This window comes from Selenomonas sp. oral taxon 478, from assembly GCF_001189555.1.
Taxonomy (GTDB): Bacteria; Bacillota; Negativicutes; order Selenomonadales; family Selenomonadaceae; genus Centipeda; species Centipeda felix.
The window spans coordinates 2127506-2138578 of record NZ_CP012071.1 but is presented as its reverse complement, the minus strand read 5'-3'; the positions used below and the strand labels follow the sequence as shown (position 1 = coordinate 2138578).

Below are 11073 nucleotides of genomic sequence, written 5' to 3'. Positions count from 1 at the left end.
GAGATGAATGTAATGACATCCATGATTCGTGATATTAAATTGGCACCGTCCGGTCATGCAAAAATTGACTGGGTAAAGCGCTTTATGCCAGTCATGGCGGCTGCAGATAAAGAGTATTCCGTGACGAAGCCGTTTGCAGGGATTAAGATGGTTATCACGCTGCACTTAGAGGCAAAGACGGCATACATGTCCACGATCTTTAAGCATGCCGGTGCAGACGTTGCCGTGACGGGGAGCAACCCTCTGTCCACGCAGGATGACGTTGCTGCGGCGCTGGTTGAGGAAGGTATCCACGTATTTGCATGGCATGGCTGTACCGATGAGGAGTATGCCGAATTCCTGAACAAGGCACTCGATATACACCCGGATATTGTCATTGACGACGGCGGTGATTTGGTCGATATGCTTCATACCACGCGGCGCGAACTGCTTCCGTCGCTGATTGGCGGATCAGAGGAAACCACGACGGGCGTTCATCGTCTTCATGCATTGGCGCGCCAGGGAAAACTTGAGTTCCCGATGATTGCTGCCAATGATGCATACTGCAAATACTTGTTTGACAACCGATATGGAACGGGGCAGTCCACTTGGGACGGTATCATGCGTACGACAAACTTGGTCATTGCTGGAAAGACCGTGGTCATCGCGGGTTACGGATGGTGCGGCAAAGGCGGTGCAATGCGTGCACGTGGTCTAGGGGCAGACGTTATCATTACGGAAGTCGATCCAATCAAAGCAATTGAAGCCGTATTCGATGGATTCAGAGTCATGCCGATGGATGAGGCGGCAAAGGTTGGCGATATCTTCTTAACACTGACGGGCAATAAAGACATTCTTAGAAAGCATCACTTTGATGTGATGAAGGATGGCGCGATGATGGCAAATTCAGGTCATTTTGATGTTGAAATCAACATTCCGGAACTGACCGAAGCCTCTGTATCGAATGCTGTTGTGCGTGAAAATATCCGCGAATTTGTTCAGAAGGATGGTCGACGCCTCTACCTCTTGGCAGAAGGGCGCCTGGTCAACCTCGCAGCAGGGGATGGACACCCGGCAGAGATCATGGATCTTTCCTTCGGCGTTCAGTTTTTCTCAGCCCTTCATTTGATTCGTCATGGACGGGAAATGGAAAAAGGCGTTCATCTCATGCCGGAGGAGATCAACGTGGAGATTGCAAATATCAAACTGAAATCGCTTGGTATCGCAATCGATGAACTCAGTGCAGACCAGAAGAGCTATCTTGGCCTGGCATAAGGAGATATACGTTGAATACGCTGATTCAGAATGTAACGGCACTTCTCCCGGATGGGACAACGGATGTTGTCAATATTGCCGTCGCCAACGATGAAATCTTTTCTGTCGGTGATGTTCCTGATGACTTCAGCGCTCAGAAAGTGATCGATGGAACGAAACACTTTGCTGTTCCGGGATTTGTCAATGCCCATACACATGCTTCGATGACACTGCTGCGCAGTTACGCAGATGATATGAAGCTGATGGACTGGCTGCAGAAGATGATCTGGCCAATAGAGGCAAAGCTTTGCTCAGATGATATATACTGGGGGGCAATGCTCGCTGCTGTCGAGATGATTCGCAGTGGCACAACGACGTTTGCCGATATGTATGGTCCGGATATGGAGCGTGTCGCTGAAGTCGTTGAGGTTTCCGGTCTGCGTGGGGTACTATCCAGAGGCCTCATTGGCCTTGTTCCCGATGCTGAGCAAAAACTCGATGAAAACGCGTGTCTCTACGAAAATTTTCACGGCACAGCAGATGGACGCATCACGGTCATGTTTGGTCCTCATGCGCTTTATACATGTCCGCCGGACTATCTAAAAAAAGTCGCTGAAAAAGCACAGTCTCTCGGTGCTGAGGTTCACATCCACATGTCAGAGACCATCGGAGAAGTTGAAGATTGCATGAAGAAATACGGGGAACGTCCGTTTGTCCATGTGGCTTCTACCGGTCTCTTTGAAAATGGAACACTGGCAGCACATTGTGTGCATTTGGATGATGAGGACATTGATATCATCAAAAAGTATCACATTCGTGTGGCACACAACCCGGGCAGCAATATGAAGCTGGCGAGTGGAACGGCACCTGTTCCACGGCTTCTGGCAGAGGGTGTCTGCGTTGCACTCGGCACAGATGGCGCATCCAGCAACAATAATCTGGATATGCTCGATGAGATCCAGCTGGCAGCGCTCCTTCATAAGGTAAATACATTAGATCCATTGGCTGTCCCGGCATTGACCGCCATAAAAATGGGGACGGAATATGGTGCTCAAGCACTCTCCCTTCCTCGCGTTGGAAAGCTTCAAAAGGGGTATAAAGCAGATATCGTGCTCTTCTCGATGCACGGTGCAGAGTGGACGCCATGTTATCATCCGGCTTCCCTTCTTGCCTATTCGGCAAAGTCCTCATCGATTGACACAGTGATGGTCAATGGCTCACTTCTGATGGAAAAGGGCACTCTGACAACACTCGATGAAGAGCGTATTCTCTATGAGGCGCAAAGGGTTGCAGATCGCCTGACAAAATAGTATACTGTTTCCCAGATCAATGGGGTATGCATTATGCCTCCGTTCTGTCAAGAACGGAGGCATAATATGATATGGGGGGATTCTTTTTGAAAAAGAAAAGTTCTGGTCGGCGACCGTCTAAATCTGTTTCTGCAAAACGTGGAAATACGACGACCAATGGATCAGGACGGAAATACGAACTCATCGGTCTTATCCTGCTTTCCTTCGCACTGATCTCCGGCATAGGGCTGCTCGGTCTTAACGTGGGGTTCGTTGGATTCTTTTTTGCTGATATATTTCGTTATCTATTTGGCTGGGGGGCATTCTTTGCCATCCTTATCGTTCTGCTGATCAGTACACAATATATCACGCATCATCGCGGCGTACAGTACACCAAAAAGTTCTTCGGTGTGATCAGTTTATTCATCTCCCTTTTGTCAATATGGCATCATTTCGTCATTCCTGTGGGTGAAGAGATCCTTCCGCAAAGCCTTTCGGAAGGTGGTGGACTTCTTGGCGGTGGGGTTTTATTTGTGTTGCGCACTCTCTTCGGCGTAGACGGTGCGGCCATTTTATTGGGTACATTCGTCGTCGGCTCGATACTCCTATCGACGACATGGTCGTTGGCATCCGGCTACATGAAAACGCGTGAACAGGCAAAGAAAAGTGCTCAGGCGGCGGGGGCTGCCCTTCATACGACACGTGAGACAATTGAAACAGTCGCAGAAAAATTTGAGCAGCGGACAACACAGATGGTCCATCAGATGACCGACACGATGCCGTACAATCAGGAAAAAGACCCACTCTTTGTAGAGCAGCACAGTCAGATGGAGGATCCGAAATATCATCCAGATGACACCGAAGAAAAGATACAGGACAGTGTGTCAGCGGATCTGGAAATACATACTCCTATCGCCGAGGAGGAATCTGTTCCTGTCGCTCCTCCCGTAGAAAGCATGGTGGCAGAGAAGGAGATAAGTTCCGGCGCCTATTTGACAACGCTGAAACAAGAAAACGAGAACACACCCATTCAATTCTCCATACAAAAAAGCGAAGAACATTTACCGGCGGAAATTTCATCTGCACCGCCACACGAGCAGGCCATTGATGCGCTAAGAATCGTACCAAATGAAATCGAAGAAACAGACAATACGATATCCGACGCAGTGGAACAGGATGCGTCAGACGAGGAGGAACGACAGGACGATACTGAACCAGCTACAGTAATGTGTTCTGCGCAGATTGGCTCTCCGGACACTAAGACAGAAGGGCAAGCAGCTTATATACTTCCTAAAGTCACGCATATACTTTCTAAGCATGTGAAGAAAGAGAATGAGTCACTTGACCAAGAAATCGAAGAAAACGCACATACACTCCAACAGACGCTGGAGAGCTTTCATGTGAATGCAAAGGTAATTAGTGCATGTCACGGTCCTGCTGTAACGCGTTATGATTTGGAACCTGCTCCCGGTGTGAAGGTGAGTAAAATCACAAATTTGGCTGAAGATATTGCTTTACAGCTAGCCACAACATCGGTTCGTATCGAACCGGTGCCGGGAAAAGCTGCCATTGGTATTGAGATTCCAAACCGTATCCTGGAAAGTGTCCAGCTGCGTGATGTTTTGGAGAATCCTGCCTTCCAAGAGGCGCAGTCAAAGCTGACCGTTGGTCTTGGCATGGATATCAGCGGGCAGGCGATCTTTGCAGATATTGGGAAAATGCCTCATCTATTGGTTGCTGGAGCTACTGGTTCAGGTAAATCGGTATGCATCAATACGCTGATTTCCAGTATTCTGTTCAAAGCTGCTCCGGATGAAGTTAAGTTCATCCTCATCGATCCGAAAATGGTCGAGCTTTCTAATTACAATGGAATCCCACACCTCATGGTTCCCGTTGTGACGGATCCTAAGAAGGCGTCGTCCGTACTGAACTGGGCCGTGCAGGAGATGGAGAAGCGATACGCTGTCTTTGCATCACACAGTGTGCGTGACATCAAGTCGTTCAATCGTCGTTATGCCGAAGAAAAGATGCCGCTCATCGTCATCGTGATTGATGAGCTGGCAGATCTTATGATGGTATCCCCACGCGATGTGGAAGATTCCATTTGCAGAATCCTACAGAAAGCGCGTGCCGCTGGAATTCACATGATTCTAGCGACACAGCGGCCGTCCGTCAATGTCATTACGGGCATCATCAAGGCGAATCTTCCTTCTCGCATCTCGTTTGCGGTCTCCTCACAGGTCGACTCTCGTACGATTTTGGACCGCGGTGGCGCAGAAACCTTGCTTGGTAAGGGGGATATGCTCTTTTCTCCACAGGGAGCCCCGAAACCGATTCGTGTGCAGGGAGCGTTCATCAGTGACGAAGAAGTTGAAATGCTTCTGGACTACATCCGCGCACAAGGACAAGAGGTCAGTGAAAACGAAGAGCTCATTGATTTTATTGAGAATGACTCCAAAGAAGAAGATTCTTCCGAAGAGGATGAATTCCTCGTCAAGCAGGACAAACTTCTACCAGATGCCGTAGAGCTAGTCATGTCCACGGGGCAGGCCTCATCATCCAGTATACAGAGGAGATTTCGTGTTGGGTACTCCAGAGCGGCACGACTGGTGGATACGATGGAGGAACTGCGTATCATTGGCCCGAGCGGGGGAGGGAATAAACCGAGAGAAATCCTCATGTCACAGGAACAGGCCATGGAATTGGTTAAAAGTCTGATGTAATATATTTTTCCGATGAAATGTGCTATACTTACAAACGAATTAATGCTGGGAGGGCGATTGAATTGAAATATATGACGGGAAAAGAACTGCGGGAAGCATATCTTAATTTTTTTGCAGAGAAAAAGGGGCATCTTCGTTTGCCAAGCTATTCTCTTGTCCCGGAGAATGATCCGACGTTGCTTTTGATCGGTGCCGGCATGGCCCCACTCAAGCCCTTTTTTACCGGTAAGGTAAAGCCGCCGCGCCATCGCATCGTTACCTGTCAGCGCTGTGTGCGTACAGGAGATATCGAAAACGTCGGGCGTACAGCGCGGCATCAGACGTTTTTTGAGATGCTCGGAAACTTCTCCTTTGGAGACTACTTCAAGAAAGAAGCAATTCCTTGGGCATGGGAGTTTCTGACCAAAGTCATCGAACTGCCCAAAGAGAAACTTTGGGTAACCATCTATCCGAACGATGATGAAGCACGACAGATTTGGCTGGAGCAGCCTGGTCTTTCCCCGGATCACATTGTCCCACTGGAAGATAACTTCTGGGAGATCGGCCCAGGGCCATGCGGTCCTGATTCTGAGATATACATTGATCTTGGAGTAGAGCGTGGCTGTGGCAGCCCGACCTGCAGTGTAGGATGCGATTGTGATCGATTCCTCGAAATCTGGAATCTCGTCTTTACTCAATATGATCGCACCGAGGATGGTGAGTATAACCTCCTTGCCCATAAAAACATCGATACCGGCTGCGGACTTGAGCGTCTTGCTTCTGTTGTACAAAATAAGAAGACAAATTTCGAGACAGATTTGCTCTATCCTGTTATCGAGTATGCTGCCAATGTATCTCAGACGGAGTATGGCGCTGATCCACAAAAAGATATATCCCTCAAGGTCATCGCCGATCATGCGCGTTCTGTTGTCATTATGATCATGGACGGAATTCTGCCATCCAATGAGGGAAGAGGATATGTGTTGCGCCGTACGATACGGCGTGCGATCCGTCATGGACGGATGTTGGGCATCACAAAGCCATTCCTGGACGGAGCGGTTGATGCTGTCATCGAAATCTTTGGTGATGTAAAAGACTTTAGCGAACTCGTATCGAAAGAGGAATACATTAAGCGTGTCATACGCATTGAAGAAGAACGGTTTGCTGCGACACTCGTCCAGGGCATTGATCTCCTGAATGAAGAGATTGACACGCTGAAAGCAAATGCCCAGCAGATACTTCCTGGAGAAGTCGGATTCAAACTCTATGATACCTATGGATTTCCACGTGAACTCACTGAGGAAATTCTTCATGAGAATGGCCTCAAGTTGGATGATGCTGGATTTGCGCAGGAGATGGAAAAGCAGCGCAACCGGGCAAGAAGTGCGCGGGCTGAGAACCAGGCTGTGGCTGTTCCGGATCTTTCCGGATTGGATACATCAGCCCTGACCGAAAACGCAGAGGCTCGCGAGGCCGACGTTGTCGCCATTTGGCGCGATGGGACTCTGGTTGACATGCTGCATGATGGAGAAAGCGCCGGAATCATCCTGAGCACCACGCCGTTCCACGCGGAGGGCGGCGGACAGGTGGGAGATGCTGGGCTTCTTCTCAGTGATGTCGGACGAATCGTTATCCGTAATACGAAAAGACTTCCTGATGGGACAGTTTATCACCTGGCGTATGTTGAGGAAGGCCAGATTCAGCGCGGAGAGAAAGTTCAAATTCAGCTGGATGAGGTGCATAAGCTATCATCCGCACGTAATCATACAGCAACACATCTCCTTCAGGCAGCGCTTCAGAGAATTGTCGGAGATCATGTGCATCAGGCAGGATCTTTGGTAACGCCTGAACGACTTCGCTTCGATTTTACGAACTTTGAACCTTTGACACAGCAGCAGGTGCAGGATATCGAGGATTTGGTCAATGAAGAAATTCTGAGCTCAATCGATCTCGATATTTCGACGATGCCAATTGCAGTGGCGAAAGAACGCGGTGCAATGGCTCTCTTTGGAGAGAAGTACGGTGATATTGTCCGTGTCGTCGAGGTTCCGAATTTCAGCATCGAGCTGTGTGGCGGTTCTCATGTATCCAACACAGGACAGATCGGTCTTTTTAAGATCATTGGCGAATCTGGTGTTGCTGCAGGCGTACGCCGTATCGAAGCAATTACCGGCCGTGCGGCATATCAGTATGTGTCAGAAACGGATGCGCTGATCCGTACACTTTCTCAGCGGCTGAAAGTAAAGGCAGGAGACCTGCCCACGCAAGTCGATAAACTGATCGACGAGAAGAAGAACATGCAGGAGCAGTTACGTGCTTTTGCAGACTCCCGTGATCAAGCAGATGCACAAAAACTGCTGTCAGATGTCCAGGAAATTGGAAAATTCCACGTCATTGTTGGAAAAGTAAATGTGGATTCCATGGATGAGCTTCGCAATATTGCAGATCTTACCTGCGAAAAGCTCAGTGCGGGCATTGTCGTTCTTGGTATGGTAGCCAACGATAAGGTGAATCTTGTCGTTAAGGCAGACCAAGATGCTGTAGCCTATGGTGCCCATGCCGGCAACATCATTAAGGTGGCTGCTAAAGCCGTTGGCGGCGGTGGTGGTGGACGTCCCGACATGGCACAGGCAGGGGGAAAAATGCCGCAGAACTTGCCACAGGCCTTTGACGATGCAGTTCTTGTCATACGTCAGCAGGCAGGAAAATAATACAACCATGATGATCGGGCTGTCACGTGCTGACAGCCCTTTTTTAGAAGGCAGAGACATGGAACAGGATATAACACAAAAAATCAAGGGTAAAAGCATTCGTTATCTTATTGTATTTATCTGCATGATCCTTTTGATCTCCGGCATATTGATTTATGCAAAAGGTACGAGCCGTGGCGTTCATGTTTCTCAAGCGTCTATTTCCTGCGAGAAAAAACACCTTCAGTCTTCGGATCGCATGATGGTACAGGAACTCCATGTCAGTACCGGAGATCATGTAAAACAAGGAGATCTCCTAGTAACAGTACAAAAGACTTTTTCTGACGAAGACATCCAACGCTTACAGCAGAGTGTGATACTCGCTCAAAACAATGTTAACCAGCTTCGCGCTGGTGCAGCTGTTTCTGATCAGCCAGAGATTTCACCGATTTCCAACGAAGCTGTTGATGCTGCACGCAGCAAAGCGGAACGTATGTCTGCGTTATATGATATGGGGGCGGTCAGTGCAGCAAAAAAAGAGGAAGCGATTCGGGAGTATGAGGAAATACAGTCTTCCGTGCAAGAAAATAGGGGAACTTCATCGATAGCGTTCAACTCTGCTGCCCTAAAAGGAGCAGAAGATCAATTAAATCAGGCAGAAACACTGTTAAAAAAAGCAAAAGAACCATCTTCATCCACTGATATCTATGCAAAATGGGATGGCGTCGTTTCTCAATTATATGTTCAGAATGGAGATGTCCTCGAACCGGACAGCGACATTATGGAAATAGAATGCACGGATCGTATACGAATCGAAGCAGAAGTTTCCCCGGATACGGCAAAACAAATCTATCTCGGGCAAATCGTTACCTATTCACTCGATGGAATAAAGAGGGAAGGTACGGTAGAAGATATCACCCCCGCAGATGATTCAGGAGAGGAAGATGTCCCTATCTTAATTTCCGTCTCTATGCCGAACACGGATTGGTCTGATCTTCATCAGACGGATCAAATCGAATTATACTTTTCTTTGTAGGGAATGTATGTTTTGTTCATTCTTTTCGTGAGCATGAATCTATGCTATACTGTTGCTGAATATACTATGAAAGGAAACGGCAAATGATAGATCAAAGACGAAAGGATCCTTCCACTGATCAGTTGTTTCGTGCGGTTCTCTCTCTGCAGACTGTTGATGAATGCTATCAATTTTTTGAAGATCTTTGCACCATTGGCGAACTTCGTGCTATGGCACAAAGACTCGATGTTGCCCGTATGTTATACGGGGGGAATACCTATGATGAGGTTGTTGCCCATACAGGTGCAAGCACGGCAACAATCAGTCGTGTGAAGCGCTGCCTAAATTATGGTGCAGATGGATACACACTCGTTCTGAAGAATGGATGTCTTTCGGTGAATGCGGACGGAGGAGATACAGATGAATGCTAAAAACGCTATCCTAGAAACCCCATATGGGACAAGAGATCTGCTTCCTGCTGATGTAATTGAAATGCGTTACCTCGATCAAATCCTATCGCAGATCTTTTCCTCATGGGGATATGACGAGATCGCTACGCCGACAATCGAGCATTTGGAAACTCTTGTTTCGCGCATTCAGGAAGAGAATGACCTCTTTATTCTTTCTGGAAATAAAAATAGACTTCTTGCCTTGCGCAATGAAATGACGACGCCGATTGCGCGTTTGGTCAGCAGTCGATTAAAAGATCTTCCTGCACCGCTTAAATTATCGTATATCGGCAACGTATTTCGCATTGAGCAGACGCAGGAAGGTCGTCAATGCGAGTTCCATCAAGCAGGTGTAGAGCTGATGGGATGCAATACTGCGGCAGCAGATGCAGAGATCATTGCGCTTGCCATCGAGGCTGTTCTGGCATGTGGAATCAAGGAATTCCAGATTCATATTGGGCAGGTGAACTTCCTCAAAGGAATGATGACGGCCTTTGGGATCGATGATGCGCATCGTGAAGCATTAAAGAATGCGATGGAATCTCACGACATTGTGCAAACGAATCAGCTCATTGACACACTCGCTATCTCTTCTGCCTCTAAAGAGCTCCTAAAGAGTATTCCTCTTTTGAATGGAAAGGAGGATGTCATTGAACATATTTACAAACTCCCATTGAACCAAGAAAGTCAACATGCAACGAATAATTTGGTGGAAATATACTCGATCCTGAAAGAATATCACTTGGCAGACTACGTGCATTTTGATTTTGGCGTAATTCGCGATTTTCACTATTATACGGGCATGGTCTTTGAAGGATATTCCCCGGGACTTGGCTTTCCTTTGTGCGGGGGCGGTCGCTATGATGATCTGTTGGGGAAATATGGAGCTCCAATGCCTGCGACCGGATTCGCCCTTGGGATGGAACGTGTTATACTGGCACGAAAGCGACAGAACGTCAATGCACAAATGGCACAGAAGGACGTATATATCGGATATGGGGAAGGACAGATCCAGTCGGCGATCACACGTGCAAAAGCCCTCCGAAATGAGGGCAATGTCGTAGAGCTTGCTGTCGTTCCGCAGACAAAGAATGAAGCGGCATCCTCAGGAAAACAAAAGGGATACGTTGCTTTTGAGTATTTCGCATGATACAGCGTATACGGCAGTTTCTATATGCTGTATTCGGACGTTTGGATGCAGAGGCAAACACATTCGTTCGTTGCTACTTATCCAAAGAAGAGCAGAAGCTGTTTTATGCCATGCACGAAGCGGATCAATTTCATGCATGGCGTGTCGCACGTAGTGCGCAAAAAAAATATCTGCAATATGACGTCGTCCATTCCGATGCGTATATCCTGTTGACGCGATGTGCTCTATTGCATGATATCGGGCGCGAAAAGGGGATGGCTGATGTATGGGGGAAGGTACTGTCCGTCCTTGTATATCGTTTCCTACCACATCTCGTTGAATACTTCATCCGGGAAACGAACGGACATCGCGGAAGAATTGGTACAGCGCTGTATATCTGCCAATACCATCCCATCCTTGGGGCAAATAAATTGCGAAAAATAGGAGCGATAAAAGAAGCAGAAATCATCTCACAGCATCAAAAAAAACCAGCACCGGAGGATTCACTGGTGCTGGCTATTCTGAAGGAAGCTGATGGAGAGAACTGAGCTTATACTATCAGTTCA

Annotated in this window: 8 protein-coding genes; all 8 read left to right on the top strand. The window is 47.9% G+C overall.

Annotation, left to right across the window (positions count from 1 at the left end; translation table 11 throughout):
* Positions 1-12: 12 nt before the first annotated feature.
* The 8 genes from ADJ74_RS09900 to ADJ74_RS09865 all read left to right on the top strand — a co-directional run bounded on the left by ADJ74_RS09900 (position 13) and on the right by ADJ74_RS09865 (position 11055).
* Complete coding sequence (locus ADJ74_RS09900; protein ID WP_050343924.1) at positions 13-1254, top strand: adenosylhomocysteinase; 1242 nt, start codon at positions 13-15, stop codon at positions 1252-1254.
* Positions 1255-1265: 11 nt separating this feature from the next.
* Complete coding sequence (locus ADJ74_RS09895) at positions 1266-2543, top strand: amidohydrolase (protein WP_050343922.1); 1278 nt, start codon at positions 1266-1268, stop codon at positions 2541-2543.
* Between the two features lie 71 nt (positions 2544-2614).
* Positions 2615-5245, top strand: coding sequence for a DNA translocase FtsK (locus tag ADJ74_RS09890; protein WP_050343920.1), 2631 nt, complete (start codon positions 2615-2617; stop codon positions 5243-5245).
* Positions 5246-5316: 71 nt separating this feature from the next.
* The gene (gene alaS / locus ADJ74_RS09885) at positions 5317-7935 is read left to right on the top strand and encodes an alanine--tRNA ligase (RefSeq protein WP_253271742.1); all 2619 of its coding nucleotides are present in this window, start codon (positions 5317-5319) and stop codon (positions 7933-7935) included.
* A 58-nt stretch (positions 7936-7993) separates the two neighbouring features.
* Positions 7994-8950 carry an HlyD family secretion protein gene (locus ADJ74_RS09880; RefSeq protein ID WP_253271700.1) on the top strand — a complete coding sequence of 319 codons (957 nt, stop codon included), beginning with the start codon at positions 7994-7996 and terminating at the stop codon, positions 8948-8950.
* 83 nt (positions 8951-9033) lie between these two features.
* On the top strand, positions 9034-9360 hold the full coding sequence (locus ADJ74_RS09875) for a YerC/YecD family TrpR-related protein (RefSeq protein WP_009442163.1): 327 nt from the start codon (positions 9034-9036) through the stop codon (positions 9358-9360).
* Positions 9329-10528 (top strand): ATP phosphoribosyltransferase regulatory subunit, encoded by a 1200-nt coding sequence (gene hisZ, locus ADJ74_RS09870; protein ID WP_050343914.1) that lies wholly within the window; start codon positions 9329-9331, stop codon positions 10526-10528. The genes ADJ74_RS09875 and hisZ overlap by 32 nt, the downstream gene beginning before the upstream one ends.
* Positions 10525-11055: a hypothetical protein gene (locus tag ADJ74_RS09865; protein WP_050343912.1), complete on the top strand. Its 531-nt coding sequence runs from the start codon at positions 10525-10527 to the stop codon at positions 11053-11055. The genes hisZ and ADJ74_RS09865 overlap by 4 nt, the downstream gene beginning before the upstream one ends.
* Positions 11056-11073 lie beyond the last annotated feature (18 nt).